The sequence below is a fragment of the Ruegeria sp. AP7 genome (genome assembly GCF_056539905.1).
Genome location: NZ_JBQFVT010000002.1, coordinates 325,535 through 352,372 on the forward strand (window position 1 = coordinate 325,535; position 26,838 = coordinate 352,372).

Genomic DNA, 26,838 nt, shown 5'->3' on the forward strand with positions numbered 1-26,838 from the left:
AGGACGCGGGATAAATTATTTGTCACCAGATTTCTACTTCGAACAAACAAGGTGAACGACAGCCTCGAGCCTAGCTGGATGGAAGGTTTCCAACTGTAACCAGATCAATCTTCGGACGTGTTTGCCGATACGACTTGCGACTGAGATTTTAGCCAGTTGACGAAAACCTTAGCCTCGGGACGCTGAAATTCTGCTTGAGTCTGGATGTAATAGACGCCGAAGAGTGGCTCAGAGAACAACTCAATCATCCGACCAGATGACAGATCGTCCTCGAAAAAAGCTCTGGCAGAATACGTGATACCGTCACCCCGGCGAACCGCAGTCATGATCAGGTTCCCCGGCATGTGATTTATGGTCAATGGCTCGGGAAGTACGACCCCATGATAGGTGAACCAGTCGGCCGCCTCGTTTGTGCCCAGTTCCTGCAACCAGGGCAGCTTTGTTAAAGAGGCCGGGTCACGCAGATCTTGGCCTTCCACCAGTGAAGGTGCCCCGATCACGACCATGTCGGAAACAAGGACAGCATCCTCTTCTTTTCTTGGCATGCGTCTGTCGTGATACCGAATGGCGACATCGATACCACCTGGTCTTATCTGAACCAGTTCCGAGGTTGGGTTCAGCATCAAAGTGATCTCTGGATGTTCACGTTGAAACTCTGCCATTCTCGGCAATAGCCACTCCACCGCGAATGCTGGTGACATGGTCACTTGAACGGGGCGCTGCGCTGTGTGTTCTGCCAGTCGTTCGACACCCCTTCCGATAATTTCAAAGCCGATACCCAGTTCACGCGAAAGAATGATGCCTAGCTCTGTCAATTCGATGCTGCGCCCACGTCTGGCAACGAGAGCTACACCCAAATGCCTTTCCAACGATTTCACCTGCTGGCTGACAGCCGCTTGGGTCACGTTCAAGCGTTCTGCTGCCACGGTGTAACTCCCTGCTTCCGCAACCGCTGAGAAGGCACGCAAAGCGTTCATCGGGGGAAGGTGTAACCAATCCATACTGCAGATTTTCTAATGTTTGGTTAGACTATTTGAGTCGCATGATATCGACATTGTTGACATTATTCACAGTGAAATCTGCGCTGCCATTATAAAATATTGGAGCGGATGCTTTAGTACCGATGTAAACCTAGCCGCATGCCAGGAGATCTTGATACGATGGAAAAACTTCAAGGTGGATGTTACTGTGGTTCTGTTCGATACCAGATCGCGACACCACCTGTCTGGTCGGGACATTGCCATTGTCGTTCATGCCAAATGGCCCTTGGTGGCGCCTTTGCAACTTGGGCTAAGGTAGCCGCCGAAGACTTCGCCGTTATCAAAGGCGAAATCCAACACATTGAGAAAACTTCGGGTATTCGCCGCGGGTTTTGTCGGGACTGTGGAACGACGTTGACCTATGCCGCACTAAATGAAGTTGAGGGCCAAGACTGGAGTGCTGACGCTTGGTTTTCTGCTGTAACGTTGGACGACCCATCGATTGCGCAACCCAAGGCCCACGTCTTCGTGTCACATCAGCAGACATGGATAAAACTCGACGACGGGCTGCCGACGTTTCCTGAGTTCTAACCAACTTTTCGAGCGAACGGAGGAGAAAGCGATGAACACTGTTTATTCATATGCCTGCAAGGATTGCGAGGGCATGGAGGCCTGCCCAGGCAAAGTGGTTGCAGCGACTAAGGACGAAGTATGGAAACTCATGGAACTGCACGCGGTAGTCGCCCATGGAGAGGACCCCAGTTCGTGGGACGCCGACACTCGGGCATACTTGGAAACACTGATTAAGCCAGCTTGATAAGATCAGTTGAGCTTCGACGCCCAACGAAATCTCGACCTTTAAGCTCTGTTTGGGTTTCTTAACTGGGAAGGTCTGGTTTGTCCGCATAGCGGTCATTGATGCACCACGCAGCGAAAAGACTGCTCTGAGCACAAAGCAGAAACACCATGCGATTACGTAGAAAAACCTGCTAGCACCAAAAATCAGTGGTCAACAATCTTACTCAATTTCCGAGGATCGCGCCCAGAGATTGATTTCCTCTTCCGAGCTGACCTCGTCAATTTTAGCGAGTTCCGCTTCGTTAAATTCCAAATTTTGGACCGCACCTACGCAATCCACGATCTGCTCAGGTCGCGAAGCGCCAATAAGGGCTGTCGTAATCCGGTCACCTCTCAGCACCCAAGCAAGCGCCATCTGAGCTAATGATTGACCGCGTGACGCGGCTATGTCGTTTAGAGCCCTGACACTCTTCAATGAACGTTCGTTGATCATGCCGTCCAATAGAGACTTGCCTTGAGTCGCACGACTGTCTTCGGGAATGCCGTTCAGATACTTCGATGTCAAAATACCCTGGGCAAGTGGCGTGAACGCAATCGATCCCACGTTCAATTCGTTAAGCGTATCCAACAGCCCGTCCCGCTCAACCCAACGGTTGAGTAGGTTATACGACGGCTGATGAATCAGGCACGGCGTGCCAAGGTCTTTCAAGATGGCCAGCGCTTCGCGCGTTCGTTGCGAGTTGTAGCTTGAAATTCCGACGTAAAGTGCGCGCCCAGAGCGCACTATATAGTCTAAGGCTCCCATAGTTTCTTCCAGAGGGGTATCTGGATCATAGCGGTGGGAATAAAAGATATCTGCGTACTCTAGCCCCATCCGCTTGAGCGATTGATCACAAGAGGCCACAAGATACTTTCGTGATCCCCACTCCCCATAGGGGCCCGGCCACATATCATACCCTGCCTTGGTAGATATGATGAGTTCGTCCCGATAGCCTGCGAAATCAGTTTTTAAAATTTCACCGAATGCTTCTTCCGCCGATCCCGGCGGCGGGCCATAGTTATTTGCTAAATCAAAGTGCGTTATACCCAAGTCAAAAGCAGTGCAGCAGAGATCGCGCTTTGTCTGGTGCGGGGTATCCCCACCAAAGTTGTGCCATAGCCCAAGGCTTATCGCGGGTAGCTTTATGCCAGACTGCCCACAACGGCGATAGACCATTTGGTCGTAGCGGTCCGGATTGGGAAGAAATGGGCGCGGCCGAGGCTTCGGGGGGCGTTGTAATTTGCTCATCTGTCCATAATCCGAGATCATCACCCCGTGTCAATTCAACGAGATAGTAATCGGCAATCACCGAAGCCTGCCGTACAGACGGAACATAACTCAGGCATTGTCAGCGCAGATTGTCAAACTGCAAACTAGTCCTCGAACAATGCGCGAACCTTTGACATGTCATACGCATGTTCCGTCAGGTTTTCAGGATCCCATTCGCTTCGCTCAGCTTCAAAAAAATCCCCGCCGTATACGTGGATTGCTCCGGTCAACTTGGGGATAGGGTTTGTAACTGAGTGAATGAGGTCCTTACCAAGCGGAGCATATTCACCCGTCGACAATGCTCGAGCCCCCGCCGCTTCAATGCGTCCGTTAGGGTCATCTGCTACACGCCGCCAAAATATGTTATCTTCTCTACCACCATAAATACCGATCACGGCCCACATTTCGTGATTGTGGGGCATTATGGTCATTCCTGGCTTCCATACGACGTTGACGATTGTCAGATCACCTGACTTGTAAATGGGAAAGATACCGCTTTCGGTCGGCTCTCCCAAGGCTTGCGTCACGCCCGCGGGATCGCGCATCGCCCGGTCCACCACCTCAGCCACCGATTTGTGAGACGCATCCTGATCCATTGCGGTCCGGCAGTCCGCTACAAACTGTTCCATGTTCCACATATCTTCAGCCCCCAATTGCATACTATAAAAGCAACAGGGTAGCACAGGCTGTAAAATAGACGAAATTGGGACCCAGATTGCAGCTGAATGTATCGGGTATCTAAGACTTCCAATGACCGCTTGGCCTGCTTAGCGTTCTTTCGCCAAATCGAGGAGATGTCTACTTTGCGGGACACCCGTCGATTTCATCGAATACATTAGGCTGTCTGTTTGCTTAATCGAAAATGCGTTCGCCCTGCTCGTCGATCACCTGTTTCGCCTTTGCGATGCTGAAGCTTTCGCCCTGATCCCGGTTTTTAAATTCATCCGCGCGGATCACTGTATGGGTCTTGCGATCTCCGTCGATGGTCTTTTCGATACGGGCTAAAAGGCGGTATTTGCCACCTTCGGGCATCAGGTCCGGAAAGATTTCGAACCCTCTGTAAGAGACCGGATCCGGCTCTGACTTTTCATCGCCACCGAAGAGTTTAGATAAGAGGGACATTTGCCGGCTCCTTTCAGCGTTGTTATGACGGGAGACTAGCGCCGCTTAGGACAGGCGTGAAGCCTGTCGTGCTATCAGAACATTTGTCTTCGATCCGTTGGCACGCTCCTTGCGTTGCCTAATACGTCCAGATCCGCGGTAAAAGTCCATTCCCCCGCACCACTCTCCCTTGTACGGACTGTCCAAAACCACCATTCTGACACCCCGCTGCCAACTACCGAACTGAGCCCAAAGCGGCCGTCTAGTACGTGATCAGAAGACGACTTAGATTGCCTTTAGGATCGCCTCGGCCATGCTCTGTGGGTTCATGACCATTACGTTGTGATGACCGTCCACCTCGGCGGTATCGAAACGATTATCTTTGGAGGACCGTTCGTGAAACTCTTTGAAAACATGATTGCCGTTCTGCATACAGCGCATGTAGGTCAAGCGACGCTCACCCTGAAATGGGTCACCCTCAACTTTCTCGAGGAAGCAGTTTGGAGACATTGGACGCAGACGAGGCTCAGCGTGATCTGCTGCCGGGCCGGTCATTCCCCAAATCTCTGCCCAGGTGTCACGTGGCCGAGCTGGAATGTATTCGCCAGATGATAACGATTGAAGCATTCCATCACGCACCTCTGGGCTCTGATAATCCGCAACTGCTTCGCCCTCTCCAAGCCTGAAGGCGTCAAGATAGATGCCGTGAGAAATCCGTTCTTCAGTGTCTTTTGCCAATGCCTGCGAGAGCGCTCCACCACCGTATGAGTGGGCGACAACGACGGCGTCTTGGATGTCGAAGAAGAAAAGATGGTTCAGAATATCCTCACCGTGGGTGTGCAATCCTATCTCGAGAGACTGCAAATGCGCAGTTGTACCCATGCCAGACAGGTCGAGGGCTGACACGTTGAGCCCCCTTTGAGTAAGAAGCGGGATCGTCTCTTGCCAAGCCCAAGCACCGTGCCATGCTCCGTGAACCAGAACGACGTGTTTTTTGCTTACGCTGGCTTTCGCGCTCGAAAGATAGAACGGCGCGCTGAGCATCACTGTCGCTCCCGCGAGCACCGTCCGACGTGTTGTCTCCTTCATGGTGAAAGTCCTCCCAATTGGCATGTTCCAAATGTATGGCACAGTTTTAGGGGCTCGTCATTTGGCGCATCCGCGTTTCCGCATCGTCAGCTTAGTGGCCACTCCACACGCTCAGAGCCGGTCTGCAGCCAAGGGCAGCTTTATCCGCAACTTGGACTTAAGCCCTATTCTAACCAATGACTGGTTCGAGCCCAAAGCAGGCATTTTCCAGAGAGGGCTTTACAGCGAGCCAAGCCACAACGGTTCAGCAGAGAGAGTTTCGCAGCGGCAACATTCTCAGGATTCGCTGATGAAAGTCGGCCATTAGAACGGGTAACCCACCTTTTCCTCGGAGCAGTAAAAACAAAGCGAATACAATGAGCCTCGTTCTCGGATCAACTGACGTTTTCTGTAACTAGCGACGCGTCTTTAATCATGCCATTACAAGCTCACTTCGGTGTTTCGCCAAAGTAACCTCCAAAGAATGCGATCATTGCCAACAACACGCCAACCAATATCACGATCACAAGCAGTGCTCCGCTACCTTTGGCAAAATATCCCAATGAGACTAGGCCAACCACGAAGATGCCGACCAGAAAGTAGAGTACTGTATTGTCCATCTTTACCCCCGAATGAGTTGTCTACACTCAACACTTCATGCTCCACAAAAACGATCCAACGACCGCTAAAAAAGGTGACGTCAAACGGCTTTCGGTGACTGTCGAATGCCACTCAGCGTGGCGAACAAGACCGGGACCAGGATCATTGTGAGCATCGTACCCACCGTCAAACCGCCCATGATCGTGATAGCAAGACCCACCCAAAACACGTCTGGCAGTAGCGGTATCACGCCCAAGACTGTAGTGGCGGCGGCCAGTACGACGGGGCGCAGTCTTGAGGCTCCGGCATTCAAAACGGCGTCGTAGCCCTGCTGACCTTCGGCCAAGTTATCGTTGATCTGATCGATCAGAACGATTGCATTTTTGATCATCATGCCCGCCAGGCTCATGCCCCCGAGCAATGCAACGAACCCAAACGGTGTGTTTGTGAGGAGCAGGCTCGGAACAATACCTATCAGCACAAAAGGTACAGTCAGGAAAATGACCAGCGGTCTGCGGTATGAGTTAAACAGCCCAACTACAATCAATGCCATGATCGAAAACGCGGGGATCATACCCGGAATCAAAGACGCTTGCGCAGACACTGTGTCCTCGTACTCACCACCCCATTCCATGCTGTAGCCCGGCGGTAACTCAGCCTCCAAGGCTTCAAAATCGGCAAGAACTGCGGCGCGATAGCTTGGTAGAGTTACACTATCGATTGGATTGGCTTGCACAGTCAGAACGCGACGCCGGTCGCGGCGATTGATCGTCGGGTCTTCGGGCTGGATATTCACGCCGCTTACGACCTGCGCCAATGGGACAGGCTCAACAGAAAACGGTGACTGCAGTTGCAGCAGTTCAAAGTTATCAACGGCAGCAACGTCTTCCGCGCCAGGCCGGACGATGATTGGCAACAACTCATCACCTTCGCGGTAGAGGCCGACTGAACGCCCGTCAAATGCACGTTTTGTCGTATTACCAAGATCTTCATAGGTGATACCGGTCCACCGTGCTCGGTCCTGGTCATAGTCTGGGACAGTTTTCAGGACACGGTTGCGCCAATCGGTGCGCGCCACTTTCGTCCATTGATGCTGATCCAGTATCGCAACTGCTCTGTCGCCAATTTCGCGCAATGTCTCGGGATCGGCATCTGCTGGACCAATGATACGATTTTCGAAAGCCCAAGTATTGCTGGGCCCCACACCGAACTGGCGTGTGAAGGAGGTCGCTTCGGGCATATTAGCTGATATCCAAAGTGAAATCTCCTTGGTCATCTCCGGAATGTCGCGGTAATCTTCGACGTTCACAATGACTTGCGCGTAGGAAGGGTTTGTTCCTTCGGGGTCGACCGGCAGGTAGAAACGCGGTGGGCCAGCCCCGATGAAGCTCGCGATACCCGTCACGCGATCGTCCATTCCAACCTGTTCTTCGATGCGGGTAATAGCCTCGGATACGGCTTCTATCCGGGTCCCTTCGGGTGCGTAATAGTCGATCATGTACTTGGTCATCGACGACGTTGGAAAGAACAACTGTGTGACGGAACCAAAGCCCACCCCTGCAATAACAAGAGCACCAACAGCCACTCCGATTGTCAGGTAGCGAACGCGGATCGCGGCGGCCAGAAAACGGCGGTAGACGGCGTATAGACCGGTGTCAAAGGTTTCACTGGTTCCCCCCTTTGGTTCCGGCAGCATGGCAACGCACTGCAAAGGGGTGATGGTCATTGACAGCAACCAACTAACGAGAAGCGCAATCCCAACAACGGAGAAGAGCGTACGGCAGTACTCTCCAGCGCTCTCAACGGACGCAAAGATTGGATAAAAGGCCATAACAGCGACGAACGTTGCCCCTAGCAAAGACATAGCGGGTCGCGTTGCGGCATCGATTGCGGCTTTTGCGCGGTCCATTCCCTGTGACATGCGAACCATGGCACCATCCGCTACCACGATCGAGTTGTCGACCATCATGCCAAGCGCAATGATCAATGCGCCCAAGGACATGCGCTGAAGATCTATTCCCAGCATCGCTAACGGAATGAAAGTGGCAAGTATCGTCAGGATCAATCCGCTGCCGATGATGATCCCCATGCGAAGACCCATCGCCAAAGTCAATACGATCAGAACAATCGCGACGGCTTGGCCAAGGCTTACTAAGAAACTGCTGACTGCCAGGTTGACGTCGTCAGATTGCCAATGAACCCGTTCAAGTTCGATGCCCACCGGCAGGCCTGCGATTAGTTCATCGACTCTGGCGTCGACAGCCTCCCCAACACTGACAACGTTGACACCAGACTGAAATGATATTGCCAAGCCAATAGACGGAAGGCCGTTATAGCGCATCATGGTCGTTGGTGGGTCAGCATAGCCTTCCTTGACCTCAACAATTTCGCCCAGCCTTAGCAGCTCTGGCCCTCGAGGTTGGCCGCTTTGAGCTTGGTCCAGACCACTTGGCCGAACAACCAAATCCGCGATATCAGTTGGGCTGGTGAATGTACCGCTTGGCGCAATGCGCATGCGGTAGTCGCCGATGTTCACGCGACCTGCATCCACAATCGCATTTTGGGTTTGCAACGTAGCGAGGATAGTCTGCGCCGAAACACCCAATGCGGCCAAGGCTTCTTCGCGTGTTTCCAGATAAATGACCCTGTCGCGCTCCCCCCACAAATCTACACGCCCTACGCCGTCGATCAACGAGAGCTCTCGCTTGAAGTCTTCGGCGAAGCTATCAAGCTCCTGAGCGGAGAACCCATCAGACGTCATAGCCAGAAGCAGACCAAAGACATCACCGAAATCATCGTTGATAGCAGGACGACCTGCGCCCGGGGGCAGGTCTGTTTCCACGTCTCTTACTTTGCGGCGCAGCGTGTCCCAGATTTGTGGCAGCTGGTCGGACCAATAGTTTGGGCGGATTTCGACTTTAATGGTCGACACACCCGCCCTGCTTTCGCTCGAGATGTAATCAATCTCTTTAATCTCTTGGAGCTTCAGCTCGATCCGTTCTGTGACCTCCTGCTCAACTTCTTCGGGACTGGCGCCAGGATAAAGGGTGGTCACAACCGCAGTTTTGATAGTGAACTCGGGGTCTTCTAGCTGCCCCAGACTAAAGAAAGCCGAAATGCCGCCCAACGTAAGCATGACAACCGTGAACCAAACGAATTTGGCGTTGCGAATTGAGAACGCCGCGAGACCCATTACTCTGTATCCTCAGAAAGTAACGAAACTTTCTGGCCCTCTCGCAAAGAGTTCGCTCCGGCAGTGACTACGATGTCACCAAATTCCAGACCTTCACTAACGGCCACCCCTTGCGACCGGGGTGTGCCAAGCGAAACCTTCCTTGCTGTTACGGTTTCTGAGCCGCCGTCAAACACCCAGACATGCGGATCTGTTTCCCCTTCAGGCACGAAAACCGCGCTGGCTGGAACCATGATCGCATCAAATGGTTCGTGCCCTTCCTTTGGCTGGCCACGGACGCGCCCAGCCATACCCGGAAGAACACTTGCGTCTTCTGGTTGCTCCATAATCAACGTGACGGGGAAGGTTCGGGTCGTTGCCGAAGCCTCTGATCCAATCTCGCTGATTTCCGCCGGTAGAACCACGTCCCCCAGAGCGTCAAATGTAACGGTTATGTCTTCAATGTGGGGGATCAGGGCAATGTACCTTTCGGGGATATCGATCACGACTTCGATGTGCTCGGCATCCAGGATGCGTAGCACCGGTGTCTGTGCTGCAACTTCTTCAAAATCTTCAATGTATTTGCCAACAACACGTCCATCGAACGGTGCCGCCAAGCTCGTGTAGGTTAAATCCAGAGTGGCTCTATCCAAAGCCCCTTGGACAGAATTGATTGCTGCTTGTGCTGATGTTTCGCCCGCGACAAACCGATCAAGTGTCGCCTGAGCAGCAACATCTTTTTCGACCAGTGATCGTTGCCGATCTGTTTGCAATTTTGCGTTTTCAAACGTCGCCTGTGCGCTCTCAAGTTCAGCAGTAAGCCGATCGACTTCGGCCTGGTACGGGGCTGGGTCTAAGGCCGCGATGACGGCACCTCTCGTCACAAGGTCGCCAACCTGAACATCGACACCGACAACATTGCCCGGCACGCGAAACGCCAACGACACTTCGCGTGCGGCTCTCGCCGTTCCGACAAAGTAGCGGTCATGCAAACTGGATAGGTCAGAAATCTCGGTGGCTCTGACAGGACGTACTAGTGTTTGGGTCGCTTCTTCTTCTTTCTCCCAACAGCCGGCAAGCAACACGAAGGCCAAAAGCCAAACAAATAATCTCTTCATATCCCCTCCCGTGCCGCCCGCGTTCCTCTCTTCGTCTTTGTGAAGGTGGCGTAACTTGCGGATTTTGCGCCTAAAGCTGTTGCAATTGTACGTGCTTATCAAACAAAGTCAAAAATCCGAATTTGTTTAGGGGTGGTGGAGAGAAGCCTTAGTACATCTTGTCAAACTGATAAGGCAACTTAGCATTAAGACGTCGTCACGATGCTGCTGTTTGTCCTATCGGGAGCACAGCAGGCTGTTTTTCGAGTTAGTGTAGCTACCTCAAAAGGTAAGCGTGCGGAGATTACACTGTGATTCAGCAAAGCCAAGTGATCAGCCCCACTTGTGTGTTCCAATTTGATTGTTAGTGCATGACCGGCCTTTGGTCCATTTGAACGATGGTTTCCGGGGCCGGCGGTTTATATGCCAGAGCACTGTGCGGGCGTTTTGTGTTGTAGTGTTTCCTCCACTCTTCAATCAAAATCTGCGCTTCTCTTAGATTGTAGAAGACTTCTCCATTCAGGAACTCATCCCTGAACCGCGCATTGAAACTTTCACAGTAACCGTTCTCCCATGGGCTGCCTGGCTCGATGTATGCGGTCTTTACTCCAACGGAATTGATCCAGTCTTGCACGGCCACGGCAATGAACTCAGGGCCATTGTCGGAGCGAATGTAGCTTGGCACACCGCGCATGATGAACAGGTCACTCAGCACGTCGATGACATCGCTGGAGTTCAGCTTACGGTCCACGCGGATCGCCAAGCACTCCCGGCTGTACTCATCGATAACGTTGAGCGTGCGGAACGCCTTTCCGTCATCCGTTCGACAACGCACGAAGTCGTAGCTCCAGACGTGGTTTCGATGCTCCGGCCGCAGCCGAACACACGACCCATCATTCAACCAGAGCCGTCCCTTCTTTGGTTGTTTCATTGGCACTTTCAGCCCCGCCCGACGCCAAAGCCTTTCGACGCGCTTGTCATTCACCTGCCAGCCCGCATCTCTCAACAAATCCGCGATCCGGCGATAACCGTAGCGGCCATACTGGCGGGCCAATTCTATCGTGTCCGCCACCAGACGCTTCTCGTCAGCTCGACCTTTCGGCAGCTTTCGCTGTGTGGATCGGAGTTGTTTCAGGACGCGACATGCCTTGCCCCATCAATATCTCAACCTGCCGCAACTTCGAGACAATCTCTTCCGGCTTCGGTCGCTTGTTCGCAATGTGGTTCCTCCGTTTTCATAACCATAACGGCGGACCACTTCAGAGGGGGAGGATCAAACGTAAAGAACTTACGCACTTTCAAAACGTTCGATGCGTTTAAATGAAGGGCCGCTTTGGGCTCCAAGCGGACATCCGACGCTTTCGGTCGGTTACTCTGCGCTTGGTGGCATCATGAATGACAGCAATGCGGACAATGCACCTTTTTCTCTCCGAGCATTCCGGCACCCCTGCCTTTGGAGCACCGGTTGGCAGCTAATCGAATTAGAGGCGCTTTTCGGACTTAGCTGACGTCAGTATTTGCCCGAAGCCAAGTTTTTGACTCTTGCAACGCTTGCCCAAGGCGAACATCTGTGCTGCCTACAATGCACGAATGAATTTTTCAAGAATTCTTGGCGTAGCTGGAGCAACACCGCAAACTCATTTGGTGCAGGCTACCCGAACAACTCGGTCCGCCTCGCATTTGTTTCTCTTGGTGCAATCGCCTTCAGAATTTCTACCGCTCTCATAGACACACATTGGTGGATTCGTTGACCAACCCTGCTTCGTGGTGCATTCATCTTTGCCCGTGCATTGCGAGCCTCCACAAGTTTTGGGGCGCCATTGTCTGAGCGACTGATATGTTTTCCATTCACTTGGGCAAGTTCTGCTGGGAAAAGAACATACCGCTTCTCCATTTATCATTTCGGTTAACCCTCCGGCGTTGCTACACTCCACCCCTGTGGCTGCCGCACCGATAGTGGCTGAAACTGCCACAGCAAGTAAGAAAATTCCTGCAGATAGTTTTGCCATATAGCACACCACTTTTTTCCAACGCGATCATACGCAGTACGACAGCAAGAATGAGACCAAGAAAAAGCTCTCAGCCTCACTGTCAATCGGTACCATCTGTGGACGTTCAACAAGACTCGGGCGATACCTGCTCCACACAAAAATAATCCGATGACCGAATTTTCACTTTTCTGTGTGCACTCCGTTCACGCAATACTCAAATCCTAACGACATGCCCTTTGAGGCTATATAGAATATACAAGACTTCCTCTTGCTCCCGTTGACCAACGTCGTTTGCCTTTAGTGCGTTCACAGCGTCGTCCAATACTGCGACAAATTCGTCTCCGCTGATGTTCATGTGCCGATGCGCGCTAGCCATATCCTTGCCTGCATAGATCTCAGGTCCACCAGAACCAGTAATAAAGAAGTCTCCCGCCATTTGCTTGAGGTGCTTAATATCACTTCCTGCAAATCGAGCAGAGACAACTGGGTTTTTGGAGTGATTGTCCACCAGCGTGTCAACTATTCGCCGAATACCATCCGTCCCTCCCAGACGATCATAAAGTGTCGCAGACATTGTCTATCCCTTTTTTTATCGGCGTTTCTCAGACGCTAGCACGGTATTCTAATTGGGACCAAATCTATTGCATTTTGGCTACGCAATTGATCGTAGCTCACCTTGAAAATCGATGAACACTTTGGGCTCGGAGCGGTCATTCGCCATGCTGCGCATCAATGTCCGCTTTCGGGACTGGGTAGCGTATGGGTGACAGACAACCCTGTGGATGGGTGTGTCGCGTTGTGGCAGCATGTGTCCGCCTGCACACCTTAATCCTAACAAAGCCAAATAGTTAATGTGGTTGACTGGGGCAGCTTGTGGCGCGGTGCGGGACAAGCCGGACTGAATCATAATCCGTGTGCCGGGGGTTCAAGTCCCTCCTCCGCTACCAAAACTTCCATGATGAATCAGATAGATGCGTGAATTCTGCGTCACTCACATGCACTCCAAATTGGCTTTGGGTGACATTTTTGGTAACACAAGACGAATTTTGCACGCGAATAGAACTGGGATTCGCCACGAAGGGCGGGAAGCGGTTGTTCGCTACTCAAGTAACGATTGTTTGTGAAATCGTTGAAGCTGACTTTTGCAAAGCGCATGCGGCAGATGGTCTTAGGGTTGTATCTTCCTTGTCAACAACCGTACGATTCGCGACCATGGCCAAACAGCAACCGATGATTGAATCAGACAAGTTTCGCGGACGAGCCTAACAAAAGTAGAATTGACGTTCGAATTGGTCTTCACGTCGGCGACGTGATCCTTGGCGAGGGTGATATTTATGGCTACGGGATTAATGTCGCCTCTCGACTGGAAGCTCTCGCAGAACCAGGTGGCGTAATAGCGTCTGACGACGTCTATCGCCACGCGCGGGGAAAGACTGATCTTTAATTTGTCGACTTAGGCGAACTGGAATTAAAGAACATTCCCGAAGCTTTGCGCTGCTACAAGATCAGTCCGTTTGACAAAGCTGAATCCACTCTGTCACTAACGGGGAAGTTCTCTTCCGACAAACCTTCGATCGCAGTGCTGCCATTTCAGAATATGTCAGCTGACTCGGAGCAGGAGTATTTTTGTGATGGTGTCAGCGAAGACATAATTACTGAGCTTTCCAGGTTTCCCGAACTATTCGTGATCGCGCGAAACTCATCTTTTTCGTTTAAGAATAAAACGATAACTCATAACGATATCGCGCGCGAACTTTCTGTCCGCTACATGTTGGAGGGAAGCCTCCGACGTGCTGCGAACCGTGTGCGCATCACAGCTCAGTTAATCGAGTGCGAGACATGCACGCACATTTGGGCAGAACGCTACGACCGCAGCGTTGAAGATATATTTGAATTGCAGGATGAGATCACCAGCAGCGTGGTTGGCGCTATTGCACCGCAAATTACTCAGGCCGAGCTTGAACGGGCCAGTAGAGAGCGAAACATTCAGTTCAGTTCCTACGATCTTGCGCTTAGAGCAATGGCGCTTTTCCATGAAGGCGGTTTTTCGAGTAACGAGGGATACGAAGCTGTTGTGACCACGGCACAGCGAGCACTGGATATTGACCCTCGCAATGCGCATTCCGAAGTTTGCCTTCGAATACCTCGACAGCGCGACCGGCCGGGAGCTGGGGTTGAAGGTCAACCGGGACGCACTTGATGCCATCGGATTCATGCCGCGTGTACTATGCGGCCGAACAAAGGCCGACCTACATACTGCATTGATGGGTAGAACTTACGATCTGCCATTCGGGATAGCACCGGTAGGTATGTCCGGCCTGATGTGGGCAGGAGCAGAGCGGATGCTTGCAAAGGCTGCGGTTGCTCACAATATTCCGTTTTCGTTGTCCAGCGTGGCGGTTGCTTCACCGGAAGATGTGGCACCTTACATTGGAAAAAACGGATGGTTTCAGCATTACCCGGTGAACTCCGGCGATCTGCGTCGCGCCATGCTGCCGAGGATTAAGGCAGCGGGATTTCATACGCTGATTATCACGGTGGACGTTCCAGAAGAGAGTCGGCGCGAACGACAACGCCGCGCCAATCTGACGGTGCCTCCAAAAGCTGACCTGCGCACGCTGACAGAAATGGCGTCACGACCCGCCTGGTGCCTTGCACATCTTCGCGAGGGCATCATGCCACGTATGCGGTTCTTTGACGATTACGTCCCGACCCGCGGACGAGAAAGTTTTACCCATGCAGGCGCTCTGATCCGTGGGATTCCAGATTGGGACTACCTGCGCGAATTACGGCAGGAATGGGAGGGTCACCTGATCGTCAAGGGTGTTCTGCGGCCGAAGGACGCGCAAAAAATGGTGGCCGAGGGCGTGGATTGCATCTGGGTCTCAAACCACTCCGGGCGTCAATTCGAAGCCGGACCCGCTGTGATTGACCAACTCCCGAACATCCGCGAAGCAGTCGGAACAAATGTGCCACTGATCTACGACTCTGGCGTGGCCTGGGGATTGGACATCATGCGCGCACTGGCGAAAGGTGCAGATTTCGTCATGGTCGGACGCGCCTTTCAATATGCCGTTGCAGCGTTCGGAGCACGAGGGGTCGATCATCTCGTTCACATCCTGAAGGCTGACATTGAGGCCAACATGAGCCAGCTTGGCAGCGAAAACCTCGGCGGTCTGGCAGAGCACCTTCTGAGAACTGGCTGATCGGCGCTTGCGGCGCGTGGCGTATCACGCAGGCGCGTTGTCACCCTCGTCAATCAGCCCCTTGACGATCAGATCCGCGGTTGAGCGCGAACATGCCATTGGCAGATCATACACTGTTGCGAGACGGGTCAGAGCCTTAACGTCGACATCATGTGGCATGGGCGACAGAGGGTCGACAAAGAAAATCAGTGCATCCAGTTTCTCTTCACAGATCATAGCGCCGATCTGTTGGTCGCCTCCGAGTGGTCCACTTTTCAGGCAGGTCACATCCAGTTCTGGATAGGTTTGCTTGATGCGACTGCCGGTGGTCCCAGTCGAAAAGATTTGTACTCTGGACAGGCGGGCCAATTGCAGACCCACCCAATCAACGATTTCGTCCTTTCGCGCATCATGGGCCACGAGCGCGAAACGCGGCGCATCACCTGATGAATTGTTCAACGTAATCTTCTCCAAGACCGACTTCCCCGAAATGTTTTCGGCACAGATCAATCTTGGTAAAGACATCTTCGTAGCCAGTGACCTTGCCCCACGGATCAACATAGCACATCACGCCATTGACCTGGAAATAGGTGACCATCTCTTCGACATCGTCGGGAACGACCAAAGTATGAGTCTCACCCGGCGGCTCAAAGACATATCCCCCTTCTTCCGCAACCCAATCATGTTCCAGATAATGCCAGCGCCCTTTCAGGACAAAACCGTGGACTGGCTGTGGATGGCGGTGCCGCGAAAGAACACCAGCTTTGCGCACTTTGAGAAGGTTCATCCAATAACCTTGCGAGCGGTTCAAGCAGAGCGGTCGGAACCAGACGTTCTCTGCCTGCGGAACCCATAGCCTGTCGTCTTCGCTCATGGCATTCGGGATCACGATCTCGTCTTGCGCATCCTTGGGAAACGGCAACTGATATGGCATTCGGGCGGTGTCATCGTCATTCATTGATTTTCCTCACATAGCGAGATAGCCGCCATCGACCGGATAGATTGATCCGGTCACAAAGCTGGCGTTTTCACTCAAAAGCCATTGCACAAGCGCACCGACTTCTTCGGGTTTCCCCCAGCGTTTCATAGGCGTACGCGCCATGATCCCCGCTGTTCTTTCAGGGTCTTCCCGAAGGCCCTGGGTCATCTCTGTCTCAATCCAACCCGGCGCGATGGCATTGACCCGGATACCGTCTTCGGCCCAGCGACCTGCGAGCGCCTTGGTCAACTGTGCCACGCCGCCCTTAGAAGCGGAATACGCCGGAACCAAAGGCCCACCAAAGGTACTGAGCATAGAGGCGGTGTTGACGATGGCCCCACTCGCTTCAGCCAACAATGGATGCGCGGCAAGACAGCAGCGCATGGTGCCTGTCAGATTCACATCGAGCACCTTGGCGAAGACGTCGATGTCATATTCTTCGCCACGCAAAAGAATACCTGCGCAGTTCACCAAGGCATCGAGACCCGTGAGTTCGCCGAATACATCATTGATGGACGTCTGGTCGGTGACATCCAAGAGCTGCACCTTTAACCCGTCCTGAGGCTCGAATGCATCCAATTCGGATTGGGAGGCGGATGCGGCAATGACGGACCAACCTGCGTCTGCCAACGACCGTGCAACACCCGCACCAATCCCTCGCGTTCCGCCCGTTACAAGGGCCTGTTTCATCCAAGTTCCTCCAATACACTGGTGAAGGCGCGCGCGCGCCTGCCGATATCATCCAATGTATAGCTCGGTTTGAACAGTGCGGATCCCAGCCCATATCCATCTACACCCGCGGCATGATACGGCGCCATCGTATCCGGCGTTATGCCCCCTACCGCAGCGACGACTGCGTCTGCAGGCAATACGGCGCGCATGGCAGAAATGGCAGCTGGCGGCACCATTTCCGCCGGAAAGAATTTGAGGACCGATGCTCCGATATCCAACGCCGTAAAGGCCTCGGAGGGGGTCATGACTCCTGGACACCAATAAAGATCCCGAGCGACAGCCGCGCGCCCGACATCCGGATTCATATTGGGCGACACGATGATCCGCCCGCCTGCATCAGCAACCGCCGCGACCTGATCCACAGTCAACACGGTGCCAGCGCCGACGATGGTCTGAGCGCCATGTTTCGCAACGATCTGCGTAATCGATTCCAGCGGGTCCGGTGAGTTGAGTGGCACTTCGATTATCCGAAACCCGGCATCGAAGAGTACGTCAGACACCGGGCGCGCATTTTCTGGTGCTAGCCCCCGCAAAATCGCAATCAGCGGGTTCTCGGCAAGAGCTGCGGTGAGGTCAATCATCCAACCAACCCCGCAGCGCGAGCAATCAGAAAATGCCCTTTCGCAACGATATCATCTGGCGCGCGACGGCTGTCGAAACCAGCAGTTCGAAGCGCTATTTCGTATCGGTCGGACAAGTCGCTGCGTCCAACAACAGTGATCGTGCCGACGTCTTTTACTTCGCCGGTCGCGGCAGCAACCTCGGTCCCGATCAACAAGCTCGACAAGTAGTCGGCCGTGGCAACCTTTGGGATTTTGCCCATGAGAGGAAGCGTCCGGACATGAAACAGGCTGTGCAGCAGGTTCGACTCACCACTGAGGCCCGCCTTCACGCCCATCACGAATGCGTCTTCGCTGAAGGCGTCCTCCTTCATCAATGTGCCAAGGATCGTGTGTTCTTTCAGCGCCGAAAAGATCTCACCTGTCATGTAGGTTGAGAAATCCACGATCTTCCCATCCGCAACCTGAACCCATTTGCTGTGCGTTCCCGGCATCACGAACATACCTTCGCTCAAGCCTAGCGAAGATGCCCCGATGATCTGGGTCTCCTCGCCACGCATTACGTCCGGTCCTCCAGAATGTTCTGTCGAAGCACCCGTCACAAAATGAATACGCGCTCCGTTGGCCGCTTCGTGCGGGACCAATGCTCGCGCAAGACCGCCAGCACCCAGCGGTATTTCGGCATATTGCGTTTCTACCCAGCCATTGCGGCTGGTGATCATGCCAGATGCCAGGATCGGCAGGTTAGCCTTGGCAACCCAAGGGCCGATGAGACGATCAAGGACCGCGTCAAAGGTTTGCCCCGCAACCTGCATGATGCCTTCAGGCGACGAGACCCCATCGATCACCTCGCCCTCCGCACCGATTAGAAATGCACGGAACGATGACGTGCCCCAATCTACGCCGATCAGCGCCGGCTCAGATGCGACCGAATTCATTTAGCAGATCCTCAACGGTTTTGCCTTGGGCCACCCATTTACGGGTTTCCTCCTCACGGTCAGCTTGCTCTTGAGCAAGGCGCACGGTTTCTTCGGCAATTTCCTGTGGAACCACGACGACGCCCATAAGATCAGCTACAATGAAATCTCCGGGGTTTACCACGACGCCCCCACAGGCAATGGGCACATTAATCGAAAGTTCTTCTTTACGTTCCGAGAACATCGTGTGCGTTCCGCGCGGCGTGATCGCGCGCGTCCAGATTGGCCAGTTGATGTCTTCCAACTCATCTGTGTCGCGCCCGGTGCCATCGACGATCATACCGCGAATGCCACGGTTCTTGGCCAGACCACCCATCAAACCGCCGCAGACCGACGTTTGACGATCTCCACCTGCGTCCACAACGATCACGTCCCCGGGTTGTCCCATTTCAAGCGCTCGCAATGGGTCGACCAGGTCGCCTTTTGAAAGCTGAACCGTCACGGCCTGGCCTGTCACCTTGGCGCGGAAGGCGGGTTTGATGGCGCTGTCCATCACGCCTGTTCGGTACTGCACATCCGCAAAAATGGCAGCGGCAGAGTACGCCTCCAACACCTTGTCGAATTTTTTGAGAAGTTCCGGGTTTCTTTCAAAATCATTGAAAACCCTGAGGTCCGTGCTGACGTCTGGCATTCTTGTCTCCTGTTATGCGGTAGATACGGCCAATGCGTCGGCATTGACGGTATAGTCGGGGTTTTGCCCTGTCAGGACCTTGGCCACCTGAGTGGCCGCGGTGACCCGCGCTGCGTGTATGGATTCCTCGGAATAGTAGGCCGCATGTGGCGTTACGAGGACGTTGGGCAGTGTGAACAACGGGTTGTCATCAGGCGTCCAGTTGGCGCGCTTGGCCGGCTCTTCTTCGGGGTCGTCGAGCCCTGCAGCGGCCAGATGGCCTTCGGTCAGCGCCCGGAATAGGGCTTTGTTGTCGACCGTTGGTCCGCGTCCGGTGTTCACGAGTATCGCACCGGGTTTCATGACCGAGAATTCGGCATCCGACAAAAAGTGATGCGTGTTCGGCGTCATCGGTGCCTGCATCAGGATATAGTCGGACCTTGCCAGCAATTCGGGCTTGCTCACCAGCTCGACCCCAATCTTTGCCGCGACTTCTCTTGGCAAATACGGGTCGTAGGCGATGACCGTAACCCCGAAAGATTGCGCCCGCGCCACGATGGCTTGCCCGATTTTACCCAGCGAGACGACACCCATCGTCCGCCCGCGCAAACGGTAGACCGGCTGCCCGCTTTGCCATTTCCAGATCCCTGCATGAGTGGCCCGATCATAGTCAGGCAACTTGCGCGCCAGGGTCAGCCAAAGGGCAATCGCATGATCGGCGACCTCCTCGGTGCAATAGTTTTGCACATTGGTGACGAGGATACCTTTTTCCGTCGCCGTGCCGACATCCACGATATCCACGCCTACGCCATAGCGCGCGATGACCTCGCAGTTTCGCATCCGCGTGATCGTTTCTTTCCCGATCCGGGCATATTGGTTCATCATCGCTGCGCAATGCGGCGCGACATCGAACAGGTCTTCCTGACGCTTGGCCTGAAGCGCGATCACCTCGGCTCCTGCGGCTTCCAGGATTTCCGTCTCAACGGCAACATCACCAAAGTCGTAATCGGTGATCACGACCTTGGGTTTGTCCGTTCTGGGGGGATAGGCGGCGCGATCAGTCATAAGCACCCGCCGAATAGGTCAATTCGTACGAGTGGCTGTAGAGCTCGAAAATGTTGCCAAAAGGGTCTTCCATATAGACCATGCGATAGGGCTTTTCACCTGGGTAATACTTGCGCACTTGGCTCATGCGCTGGCGCCCGCCCAGGTCTTCGATAACCTTGACGCGGCCTTCCAGATCCTCGTCCTGTACGCAGAAATGAAACAAGCCACGCCGCCAATATTCAAACGGGCGTTCTTCTTCGACGGTCTTCGGGAACTCAAACAATTCGATGCCAACACCGTCGCCCATCGACAAATGCGCGATGCGGAAGCTTCCCCAACCTTCCCCAAATACATCGTCGCACATCTGACCGATGGCGCTTTCGTCATGCAGGATTTCAGTTGGTTCCATCAGCACGTAGAGGCCGAATGCCTTGGAATAAAACTCCACGGCTTTTTCCAGGTCGGGAACTGTGATGCCGATGTGAGAGAAAGTGAGAGCGGCCATGTAGGGCTCCTCCAGTTAGAAGTTAAAGAATGTTGCGAACGATGCCGCCTTCGATCCGGTGCGCAGAACCATTGGAGGCCGTGCTTGCTGAGATCGTGACGATCATGCGGGCGACTTCGTCTGGTTGGACAAAGCGTTGTATGAGCGATGTGGGCTCATCTGATTTGAAGTAATTGTCGACGATCGTATCGAGCGGCTCACCCTTTTGATCCGCGAGACCGTCAAAATAGGCTTCGACACCTTCGGTCCAGGTCGGACCAGGCAGGATCGAGTTAACCCGGACTTTCGTGCCCTTTGTCAGTTCTGCCATGCCGCGTGTCAGACCTAACATGGCAGTTTTAGTGACAGAATAATGCACCATCTGAGGGAGCGGTTTCACTGCCGCTTCGCTGGCCATGTTGATGATAGATCCCTTATCCCGGCCAAGCATGTCAGGCAGGAAAATTCGGCTCATCCGAACGGCGGACAGGACATTGATGTTGAAGTAATGCATCCAGTCGTCATCCGTGAGATCCTCGAACGGTTTGACCGAGAAGATGCCGACATTATTCACAAGAACATCCACCGCCCCGCGCGCGCGGGCAAAATCCGCCAGTGTTTCTGCATCTGAGGTCTTGGTCAGGTCGGCCGCAATGCCTTCGACCTTGCCCAGAGATGACAGGTCGTCGACGCAGTCGGACACTTCCGTCTGGGTCAGGCCATGCACGATGACCCGCGCGCCTTCTTCAAGATAGACCCGGGCAGTGGCTTTGCCGATGCCGGAACCTGAGCCAGTCACCAGAACCAGCTTATCTTTGAGCCCCAGATCCATCTCAGGCCTCCTTCTTTACGTTAGATGACTGCTGCGATGAAGGGCGACCGAACATTCGACCCATCAAGCCCGAAATTTCCGCGCGCCACATGTCTATACCGACGGCCAACAGAATGATCAGGCCCAGCACGATGTTCTGAACCGAAGATGGCGCAGCGTTCAGGTTCAAACCATTCTGGACGATAACGATTGTCATCGCCCCCATCAGCGTGGCGAGGATGTTGCCACGACCGCCTGCAAGGCTGGCTCCGCCGACAACAGCAGCGGCAATGGCCTGCAGTTCCAGCGTCTGGCCATAGTTGGGCGAACCAGAGTTGAGGCGCGCTGACATCAGGATCGCACCAACCGCAGTCATGAAACCTGCGATGACAAATGTCGTCGTCTGAACTTTACGTACGTTGATACCCGTCAGAACGGCAGCGGCTGGGTTGCCACCCACGGCATAGATCTCACGGCCGAGTTTCGTGAAGTTCATAGTGAACGCGGCAAGGACGTAGAAGAACACGAGGTAGAAGAAAGGCATCGGAACGCCGAACAGCTTGCCGTAAAATATTGGCTCCAGCGCCGGATCCAGCGAAAAGATCGGCGATCCATTGTTGAAGGTCAGGGCAAGGCCCCTGAAGGCAATCAACGCTGCCAATGTTGTGATGAAAGACGGGATACGCCCGTAGGCTGTTATCAGCCCAATGAACAGACCAAGCAATCCGCCCATGAGAAGAATGAGTGGCAATGCCAGTACCAGTGGAATGCCATCAAATTTCAACATCTGCGCAAGGATCATGGTCAGCAAAGCCACCATAGACCCGGAACTCAGATCGATACCCGCAGCGAAGATCACGATAGTAGATCCGATTGCGATCAAGGCCACGATGCTTACCTGTAGGGACAGGTTTGAAAGGTTACCCGGGTTCAGGAAGCGTTCCGTCGTAAGTGCCACGATCAGTGCGACGATCACCATTGCTGCAAATGGTCCGATCAACTGGGTGTCAAAAATCCGCTTCATGCGAAAGCCTCCTTAGCCTTGGATTGAGGAGTGTCGGCGGACGCGCGCACAAGGTCGTCATGAGTAAGGTCGGATGCATCGACCGTGCGAACTATTGTTCCGTGCTGCACGACGGCAATCCGATCGCTCATCGCAAGCAACTCATCATGGTCTGAACTGATTAGAATGATCGATTTTCCCGCCCGCGTGAGCCTGTTAATCAACTTATAAACAGCGATCTTGGCGCCGATATCGATCCCTTGCGTCGGTTCATCAAGGATCAGGATGTCAGAGGCTGAGAACAGCCAACGGGCAATCACGATCTTCTGCTGATTACCACCAGACAAGAAGTTGACCGTCTTTTCCTCGGCCTGGGTCGATATTTCCAGATCGCGGATCAGGTCATGGGTGGCTTGCTCTTCCGCCTTAAGATTCAACACGCCGAACCGGCTTAGCCCGCCAAGGGACGCTGCGGTGACGTTCCCGCTTGCGCGGAAATTGAAGAACAACCCGTCAAACTTTCGATTCTCTGGAACAAGGGCCAATCCAGCACGGATCGCATCAATTTCCCGACGAAAGCGAACCGGTTTGCCGTTCAGTGATATCTGCCCGGCGGTTAGCTCATCTGTCCCGAACAGGGCGCGGGCAATCTCTGTGCGGCCACTGCCCAATACGCCACCCAAGCCCAGAACTTCACCCTGGTGCAACGAAAACGATACATCTTTCACGCCCGAATTGGTGCTCAGACCTGCCGCTTCCAGCACAACATCCTTGGTCGCGTTCTGCTCCTTGGGATAGTGCTCACCAATGTCCTCACCGACCATTGCGCTGACAATCTCAGAGACGTTGATCTTGGTCTCGCCACTCGCTCGCACAACACAGCCGTTGCGCAAGATCGTCACTTCATCAACGATCCGTTCAACCTCATCCAGCCTGTGCGACACATAGAGAATAGCGGTTCCGCGTTCACGCATATTGCGCAGTAACTGGTGCAGGCGTTCAATTTCATCTTCACCCAATGCCGCCGTCGGCTCATCCAGGATGATCATGCGAGCGTCCATCGCGACGGCTTTCGCGATCTCGACCAGTTGTTGCTCGCCTACCGATAGCGAGCCGGTGATTGTTTCGGGAGAAACATCGACATCCATTTCCGCCAAAACGCGCGCGGCTTCGTTGTGGACCTTGGCCCAGTCGATCACGCCAAAGCGGGACCGAGGCATATTGCCAAGGAAGATGTTTTCGCCAACCGACAAGGTGGGCACGATAGAGAATTCCTGAAAAACTGTTGCGACGCCCAGTTCACGTGCCACCTGCGGGTCGCTGATCGTGACCGGCTTGCCATTGTGCAGGATTTGACCGCTATCGGGTTGCTGCACGCCGGACAGTGTCTTGATCATAGTCGACTTGCCACAGCCGTTTTCACCCAGCAGCCCATGAATGGAACCGGGCATAAGCCGGATGCAGACCTTGTCATTCGCCAAAACCCCAGGATAGGCCTTGGTAATATCGACAAACTCCCAAAGGGGCGTTGCGGGTGTCATCGCGATTGCCTCGACAAAAGTGAAACTCGGTTGGTTTGCGACCCGGCAACACGCGCACGCGCCACCGGGAAGCGGGGAGAAAACTCAGTACTCTTTGGACGGCTGCGGGAAGAGCTTTTCTGGCTCTTGCAGCACGCTGATCGCACCATCTTTGTCTTCAATTGATGTGGGCGTTTCGATCCAGCCGCCAGGATAGGACCCGTTGAGCGCATCAATGGTTGCGTGCATAGCCGCCTTACCCATCAGGAATGGTGAGGTGTTGACGGTTGCCGTGATGTTGCCAGCCGCAATTTCTTCAAGGCCGGACGTGTCGCCATCATTGCCCAAAAGGACGATGTCACTGCGGCCAAGCGCTTTCGCCGCAAAAGATGCCCCGATGATCATGTAGTCGTTCGCCGCAAAGATCATGTCGAGATCGGGGTTCGACTGCAGGATATCCATGCCAGCTGTGTTGCCGCCTTCAACGTTCCATTTACCGTCAATCGACACCACAACGTCGAAGTTTTCGTTGCCCTCGATACCGTCGAGGAAGCCGCCCACCCGCTCGGTCGAGTGATAGCCAGGCTGCCCTTCGATGATGCCTACTTTCAACGGTTGATCACCATAAGTCTCAATGGCCCAATCAGCGATAGCATGCGTACCGTTCCGCTGAGAGTACCCGACAACGCCATGAATGGGTGTCGGGAAGTTCGGGATGTCCGAGTTGATCATCAAAACTGCCATGCCCTTGTCGACGGCCTGCTTAAGCAGTGGTGCGGCAGCAAATTCATCGTGTGTACCAAAGATGATCGCATCCACATCCTGCGTCAGCACATCCTGGATCATACCCATCTGGCCGTTGATGTCCGCACCGGACTGGGGCGCAAGCATGAAGACTTCGACCCCGGCCTCAGCAGCAACCGCTTTGATACCTTCACCGATGGCGATGTAGTAGTTGAACTCGGTCGCCGGCGGCATATACGCGATCCGGAACGTATCGTTCTTGGGTTCTATTGCATCGATTGGCGCTTGTGCCCCGTCCTCAAGTGGAACCGGTGTTGGATAATTTTCCGCCAGAGCGACCGTTGCCAGCGTGGCGAACCCCGCGGCAAGCGTAGTGGTCATAAGCGTTTTCAACATAGTTTTCTCCTCCAGAATTTCGTTGGTTATCCTTTGAATGGCGCGTCGATCACGCCACGAACGCCGGGTTTCACAGCAAAGAGGCCGCCGGATTCCGGTTCTTTTGTTAAAGCTGCTTCGTCACTCATCAGCCTTGAGGTCGTGATGAACAACGTGTCGAGATCAGGGCCACCAAAAGCGCAACAGGTGGGCTTCCAGACCGGCACCTCGATCACGCGATCTATCGTGCCGTCAGGTGCGACGCGAACAACGCGATGGCCTTCCCATTCTGCGTTCCAGACACCCCCTTCGGCATCAACACAGGACCCATCAGGCAAGCCAGGTTCATCATTGAAAGAAGCGTGCTGCCGACGGTTCGAAACGGTTCCACTACGGGTGTCGTAATCAAATGCGACGATTTCCCGATCCGGGGTATCCGCGAAGAACATCGTCTCACCGTCGGACGCAAAGCAAGTCGAATTGGCGCAAGACACTCCTTCGATGATCGTCTGTACACTCAAATCTGTATCGACGCAGATGACCGACGAGTCGGCCTTGCCAGAAACTTCGTTCATGCCTCCAACAATCAATCGCCCCTGGCGATCGGTTCGCCCGTCGTTCAGCCGTGTCTCCGGATTGTTCGGCTCGAATCGCGCCACGAGGGTTTCCTCGCTATTGGGCGAATCGAACAATACAACCCGATCCGCATAAGCAACGATCAGACCGCCAGACGCGCGCGGCGCGAAGCAACACACGCGCTCCGGCATCTCATGAGAGGCAGTTTCTGACGTTGCAGCATCAAATGACCAAAGCGCACAGCCTTCAATGTCGGTCCACCAGATAAGGCCATCGGTGGGATTCCAGAAAATCCCTTCCCCGTGCTGATTCTTACAATCGACGACCAACTCTGCGCGCACTTTTTGATCTCCTAAGTACATTCTGATATCTGATATACCAGCTTGCCTAATCTGGTGTATCAGATATCTTGCATCTGGCAACACCTTTTTTTGGAGATATCCTCAGATGGCGCTTGAGAGACCTAAGTCTTTGCGTGAACTCGCACTGGAACATTTGCGGAATAGTATTATCGATGGCTCCCTTAAAATGGGTCAGGTTTTGTCGGAGCGAAAAATCTCCGAAGAGCTGGGCGTATCGAAATCGCCAGTCCGCGAAGCACTCGCTCAACTACGTGACGAAGGGTTGGTCAGTATCGAGCCTCAAAAAGGCGCACGTGTTTTTTCGCTGTCTGAGCCGGAAGTGACTCAGATCTGCGATTTCAGACAGGCTATCGAAACTGCCGCCTTTGAACTTGCGTTGTTGCGGAACCCGGAAGGTCTTGCCGACGACATGCAGCGGGTCGTGAAGGACATGGAGAAGGAACGCAGGCGAGGTAACGAAAAGGGCTACCTTTCACTGGATACCACATTTCATCAGTTGATTTTTGAACATGCCGGTAACGATTATCTGACGGCCAGCTATACACGCTACATCGGTAAGATTGCCGCATTGCGGACCCATTTGGCGAAGCTGCCACAGCATACTGAGCTCTCCTTCGATGAGCATTCGAAAATCGCTATTGCCGTTCGCGAAGGTGACATGGCCAAAATCAAATCTCTTCTCACAGCGCATATTGACCGCACCAGACAAGCCTACAAAAGCGCCGCCATCGTCCTCGAAGGAGCGACCGCATCCTAG

28 protein-coding genes and 1 pseudogene are annotated in these 26,838 nt (G+C 53.8%); 6 read left to right on the plus strand and 23 right to left on the minus strand.

All coding sequences use genetic code 11. The features are described from left to right. Positions 1-104 precede the first annotated feature (104 nt). Positions 105-1,001, minus strand: a complete 897-nt coding sequence (locus ACR0KN_RS06480; RefSeq protein WP_480652272.1) for a LysR family transcriptional regulator — start codon at positions 999-1,001, stop codon at positions 105-107. Positions 1,002-1,160: 159 nt separating this feature from the next. On the opposite strand from ACR0KN_RS06480, the gene ACR0KN_RS06485 reads away from it, so the two are divergent. After that, positions 1,161-1,571 carry a GFA family protein gene (locus ACR0KN_RS06485; RefSeq protein WP_480652274.1) on the plus strand — a complete coding sequence of 137 codons (411 nt, stop codon included), beginning with the start codon at positions 1,161-1,163 and terminating at the stop codon, positions 1,569-1,571. Positions 1,572-1,602: 31 nt separating this feature from the next. After that, on the plus strand, positions 1,603-1,797 hold the full coding sequence (locus tag ACR0KN_RS06490; protein WP_171621227.1) for a DUF1059 domain-containing protein: 195 nt from the start codon (positions 1,603-1,605) through the stop codon (positions 1,795-1,797). A 201-nt stretch (positions 1,798-1,998) separates the two neighbouring features. Here the strand turns inward: ACR0KN_RS06490 and mgrA are convergent, their stop codons facing one another. The 9 genes and pseudogenes from mgrA to ACR0KN_RS06535 all read right to left on the minus strand — a co-directional run bounded on the left by mgrA (position 1,999) and on the right by ACR0KN_RS06535 (position 12,690). Then, a complete protein-coding gene (gene mgrA, locus ACR0KN_RS06495) occupies positions 1,999-3,066 on the minus strand; it encodes an L-glyceraldehyde 3-phosphate reductase (RefSeq protein ID WP_480652421.1) in 1,068 nt (355 codons plus the stop codon). 125 nt (positions 3,067-3,191) lie between these two features. After that, positions 3,192-3,716, minus strand: coding sequence for a cysteine dioxygenase family protein (locus tag ACR0KN_RS06500; protein WP_480652276.1), 525 nt, complete (start codon positions 3,714-3,716; stop codon positions 3,192-3,194). A 223-nt stretch (positions 3,717-3,939) separates the two neighbouring features. Continuing rightward, positions 3,940-4,209, minus strand: coding sequence for an HlyU family transcriptional regulator (locus tag ACR0KN_RS06505; protein ID WP_480652278.1), 270 nt, complete (start codon positions 4,207-4,209; stop codon positions 3,940-3,942). 264 nt (positions 4,210-4,473) lie between these two features. Beyond that, complete coding sequence (locus ACR0KN_RS06510; RefSeq protein WP_480652280.1) at positions 4,474-5,277, minus strand: alpha/beta hydrolase family protein; 804 nt, start codon at positions 5,275-5,277, stop codon at positions 4,474-4,476. Positions 5,278-5,705: 428 nt separating this feature from the next. Then, positions 5,706-5,876: a hypothetical protein gene (locus ACR0KN_RS06515; protein WP_170425586.1), complete on the minus strand. Its 171-nt coding sequence runs from the start codon at positions 5,874-5,876 to the stop codon at positions 5,706-5,708. A gap of 80 nt (positions 5,877-5,956) precedes the next feature. Continuing rightward, positions 5,957-9,049 carry an efflux RND transporter permease subunit gene (locus ACR0KN_RS06520; RefSeq protein ID WP_480652282.1) on the minus strand — a complete coding sequence of 1,031 codons (3,093 nt, stop codon included), beginning with the start codon at positions 9,047-9,049 and terminating at the stop codon, positions 5,957-5,959. Further along, a complete protein-coding gene (locus ACR0KN_RS06525; protein ID WP_480652284.1) occupies positions 9,049-10,146 on the minus strand; it encodes an efflux RND transporter periplasmic adaptor subunit in 1,098 nt (365 codons plus the stop codon). The genes ACR0KN_RS06520 and ACR0KN_RS06525 overlap by 1 nt, the downstream gene beginning before the upstream one ends. 343 nt (positions 10,147-10,489) lie before the next feature. Beyond that, positions 10,490-11,275 (minus strand): annotated as a pseudogene (locus ACR0KN_RS06530) (IS3 family transposase); the annotation flags it as partial. A 1,055-nt stretch (positions 11,276-12,330) separates the two neighbouring features. Further along, on the minus strand, positions 12,331-12,690 hold the full coding sequence (locus ACR0KN_RS06535) for a group I truncated hemoglobin (RefSeq protein WP_480652286.1): 360 nt from the start codon (positions 12,688-12,690) through the stop codon (positions 12,331-12,333). Between the two features lie 660 nt (positions 12,691-13,350). Here ACR0KN_RS06535 and ACR0KN_RS06540 point away from each other — a divergent pair. From ACR0KN_RS06540 to ACR0KN_RS06550, 3 genes are all read left to right on the plus strand, one after another. Beyond that, positions 13,351-13,560, plus strand: coding sequence for an adenylate/guanylate cyclase domain-containing protein (locus ACR0KN_RS06540; protein WP_480652288.1), 210 nt, complete (start codon positions 13,351-13,353; stop codon positions 13,558-13,560). Positions 13,561-13,713: 153 nt separating this feature from the next. Beyond that, positions 13,714-14,316 (plus strand): hypothetical protein, encoded by a 603-nt coding sequence (locus tag ACR0KN_RS06545; RefSeq protein ID WP_480652290.1) that lies wholly within the window; start codon positions 13,714-13,716, stop codon positions 14,314-14,316. Continuing rightward, the gene (locus ACR0KN_RS06550) at positions 14,231-15,322 is read left to right on the plus strand and encodes an alpha-hydroxy acid oxidase (RefSeq protein ID WP_480652292.1); all 1,092 of its coding nucleotides are present in this window, start codon (positions 14,231-14,233) and stop codon (positions 15,320-15,322) included. Before ACR0KN_RS06545 ends, ACR0KN_RS06550 begins: the two co-directional genes overlap by 86 nt. A 24-nt stretch (positions 15,323-15,346) precedes the next feature. On the opposite strand, the gene ACR0KN_RS06555 is transcribed toward ACR0KN_RS06550, so the two are convergent. From ACR0KN_RS06555 to ACR0KN_RS06615, 13 genes are all read right to left on the minus strand, one after another. Continuing rightward, on the minus strand, positions 15,347-15,760 hold the full coding sequence (locus tag ACR0KN_RS06555; RefSeq protein ID WP_170663087.1) for a methylglyoxal synthase: 414 nt from the start codon (positions 15,758-15,760) through the stop codon (positions 15,347-15,349). Next, positions 15,741-16,259, minus strand: a complete 519-nt coding sequence (locus ACR0KN_RS06560) for a 2,4'-dihydroxyacetophenone dioxygenase family protein (protein WP_010437260.1) — start codon at positions 16,257-16,259, stop codon at positions 15,741-15,743. The genes ACR0KN_RS06555 and ACR0KN_RS06560 overlap by 20 nt, the downstream gene beginning before the upstream one ends. Positions 16,260-16,268: 9 nt before the next feature. Then, positions 16,269-16,970: an SDR family oxidoreductase gene (locus ACR0KN_RS06565; protein WP_170456438.1), complete on the minus strand. Its 702-nt coding sequence runs from the start codon at positions 16,968-16,970 to the stop codon at positions 16,269-16,271. Further along, the gene (locus ACR0KN_RS06570; protein ID WP_480652294.1) at positions 16,967-17,593 is read right to left on the minus strand and encodes a 2-dehydro-3-deoxy-6-phosphogalactonate aldolase; all 627 of its coding nucleotides are present in this window, start codon (positions 17,591-17,593) and stop codon (positions 16,967-16,969) included. Before ACR0KN_RS06570 ends, ACR0KN_RS06565 begins: the two co-directional genes overlap by 4 nt. Beyond that, entirely contained in the window at positions 17,590-18,510 is a 921-nt protein-coding gene (locus tag ACR0KN_RS06575; protein ID WP_480652296.1) for a 2-dehydro-3-deoxygalactonokinase, read from the minus strand. The genes ACR0KN_RS06570 and ACR0KN_RS06575 overlap by 4 nt, the downstream gene beginning before the upstream one ends. After that, positions 18,491-19,180, minus strand: coding sequence for an RraA family protein (locus tag ACR0KN_RS06580; RefSeq protein WP_108861947.1), 690 nt, complete (start codon positions 19,178-19,180; stop codon positions 18,491-18,493). The genes ACR0KN_RS06575 and ACR0KN_RS06580 overlap by 20 nt, the downstream gene beginning before the upstream one ends. Positions 19,181-19,192: 12 nt before the next feature. Continuing rightward, positions 19,193-20,224 carry a C-terminal binding protein gene (locus ACR0KN_RS06585; RefSeq protein ID WP_480652298.1) on the minus strand — a complete coding sequence of 344 codons (1,032 nt, stop codon included), beginning with the start codon at positions 20,222-20,224 and terminating at the stop codon, positions 19,193-19,195. Beyond that, positions 20,217-20,711, minus strand: a complete 495-nt coding sequence (locus ACR0KN_RS06590) for a lactoylglutathione lyase family protein (protein WP_010437254.1) — start codon at positions 20,709-20,711, stop codon at positions 20,217-20,219. The genes ACR0KN_RS06585 and ACR0KN_RS06590 overlap by 8 nt, the downstream gene beginning before the upstream one ends. A 22-nt stretch (positions 20,712-20,733) precedes the next feature. Further along, positions 20,734-21,522, minus strand: coding sequence for an SDR family NAD(P)-dependent oxidoreductase (locus ACR0KN_RS06595; RefSeq protein ID WP_010437253.1), 789 nt, complete (start codon positions 21,520-21,522; stop codon positions 20,734-20,736). Position 21,523: 1 nt separating this feature from the next. Beyond that, complete coding sequence (locus tag ACR0KN_RS06600; RefSeq protein WP_480652301.1) at positions 21,524-22,525, minus strand: ABC transporter permease; 1,002 nt, start codon at positions 22,523-22,525, stop codon at positions 21,524-21,526. Beyond that, positions 22,522-24,045: a sugar ABC transporter ATP-binding protein gene (locus ACR0KN_RS06605; RefSeq protein WP_480652303.1), complete on the minus strand. Its 1,524-nt coding sequence runs from the start codon at positions 24,043-24,045 to the stop codon at positions 22,522-22,524. The genes ACR0KN_RS06600 and ACR0KN_RS06605 overlap by 4 nt, the downstream gene beginning before the upstream one ends. Positions 24,046-24,129: 84 nt before the next feature. Beyond that, positions 24,130-25,164 (minus strand): sugar ABC transporter substrate-binding protein, encoded by a 1,035-nt coding sequence (locus ACR0KN_RS06610; protein ID WP_010437249.1) that lies wholly within the window; start codon positions 25,162-25,164, stop codon positions 24,130-24,132. 26 nt (positions 25,165-25,190) lie between these two features. Beyond that, complete coding sequence (locus tag ACR0KN_RS06615) at positions 25,191-26,060, minus strand: SMP-30/gluconolactonase/LRE family protein (protein WP_480652305.1); 870 nt, start codon at positions 26,058-26,060, stop codon at positions 25,191-25,193. Between the two features lie 130 nt (positions 26,061-26,190). Here ACR0KN_RS06615 and ACR0KN_RS06620 point away from each other — a divergent pair, with 130 nt between their 5' ends. Further along, a complete protein-coding gene (locus ACR0KN_RS06620) occupies positions 26,191-26,838 on the plus strand; it encodes a GntR family transcriptional regulator (protein ID WP_480566314.1) in 648 nt (215 codons plus the stop codon).

Coding starts and splice junctions, on each gene's coding strand:
- ACR0KN_RS06480 (WP_480652272.1), bottom strand. CDS start 1,001: ATGGATTGGTTACACCTTCCCCCGATGAACGCTTTGCGTGCCTTCTCA.
- ACR0KN_RS06485 (WP_480652274.1), top strand. CDS start 1,161: ATGGAAAAACTTCAAGGTGGATGTTACTGTGGTTCTGTTCGATACCAG.
- ACR0KN_RS06490 (WP_171621227.1), top strand. CDS start 1,603: ATGAACACTGTTTATTCATATGCCTGCAAGGATTGCGAGGGCATGGAG.
- mgrA (WP_480652421.1), bottom strand. CDS start 3,066: ATGAGCAAATTACAACGCCCCCCGAAGCCTCGGCCGCGCCCATTTCTT.
- ACR0KN_RS06500 (WP_480652276.1), bottom strand. CDS start 3,716: ATGGAACAGTTTGTAGCGGACTGCCGGACCGCAATGGATCAGGATGCG.
- ACR0KN_RS06505 (WP_480652278.1), bottom strand. CDS start 4,209: ATGTCCCTCTTATCTAAACTCTTCGGTGGCGATGAAAAGTCAGAGCCG.
- ACR0KN_RS06510 (WP_480652280.1), bottom strand. CDS start 5,277: ATGAAGGAGACAACACGTCGGACGGTGCTCGCGGGAGCGACAGTGATG.
- ACR0KN_RS06515 (WP_170425586.1), bottom strand. CDS start 5,876: ATGGACAATACAGTACTCTACTTTCTGGTCGGCATCTTCGTGGTTGGC.
- ACR0KN_RS06520 (WP_480652282.1), bottom strand. CDS start 9,049: ATGGGTCTCGCGGCGTTCTCAATTCGCAACGCCAAATTCGTTTGGTTC.
- ACR0KN_RS06525 (WP_480652284.1), bottom strand. CDS start 10,146: ATGAAGAGATTATTTGTTTGGCTTTTGGCCTTCGTGTTGCTTGCCGGC.
- ACR0KN_RS06535 (WP_480652286.1), bottom strand. CDS start 12,690: ATGTCTGCGACACTTTATGATCGTCTGGGAGGGACGGATGGTATTCGG.
- ACR0KN_RS06545 (WP_480652290.1), top strand. CDS start 13,714: ATGTCAGCTGACTCGGAGCAGGAGTATTTTTGTGATGGTGTCAGCGAA.
- ACR0KN_RS06550 (WP_480652292.1), top strand. CDS start 14,231: ATGCGCATTCCGAAGTTTGCCTTCGAATACCTCGACAGCGCGACCGGC.
- ACR0KN_RS06560 (WP_010437260.1), bottom strand. CDS start 16,259: ATGAATGACGATGACACCGCCCGAATGCCATATCAGTTGCCGTTTCCC.
- ACR0KN_RS06565 (WP_170456438.1), bottom strand. CDS start 16,970: ATGAAACAGGCCCTTGTAACGGGCGGAACGCGAGGGATTGGTGCGGGT.
- ACR0KN_RS06570 (WP_480652294.1), bottom strand. CDS start 17,593: ATGATTGACCTCACCGCAGCTCTTGCCGAGAACCCGCTGATTGCGATT.
- ACR0KN_RS06575 (WP_480652296.1), bottom strand. CDS start 18,510: ATGAATTCGGTCGCATCTGAGCCGGCGCTGATCGGCGTAGATTGGGGC.
- ACR0KN_RS06580 (WP_108861947.1), bottom strand. CDS start 19,180: ATGCCAGACGTCAGCACGGACCTCAGGGTTTTCAATGATTTTGAAAGA.
- ACR0KN_RS06585 (WP_480652298.1), bottom strand. CDS start 20,224: ATGACTGATCGCGCCGCCTATCCCCCCAGAACGGACAAACCCAAGGTC.
- ACR0KN_RS06590 (WP_010437254.1), bottom strand. CDS start 20,711: ATGGCCGCTCTCACTTTCTCTCACATCGGCATCACAGTTCCCGACCTG.
- ACR0KN_RS06595 (WP_010437253.1), bottom strand. CDS start 21,522: ATGGATCTGGGGCTCAAAGATAAGCTGGTTCTGGTGACTGGCTCAGGT.
- ACR0KN_RS06600 (WP_480652301.1), bottom strand. CDS start 22,525: ATGAAGCGGATTTTTGACACCCAGTTGATCGGACCATTTGCAGCAATG.
- ACR0KN_RS06605 (WP_480652303.1), bottom strand. CDS start 24,045: ATGACACCCGCAACGCCCCTTTGGGAGTTTGTCGATATTACCAAGGCC.
- ACR0KN_RS06610 (WP_010437249.1), bottom strand. CDS start 25,164: ATGTTGAAAACGCTTATGACCACTACGCTTGCCGCGGGGTTCGCCACG.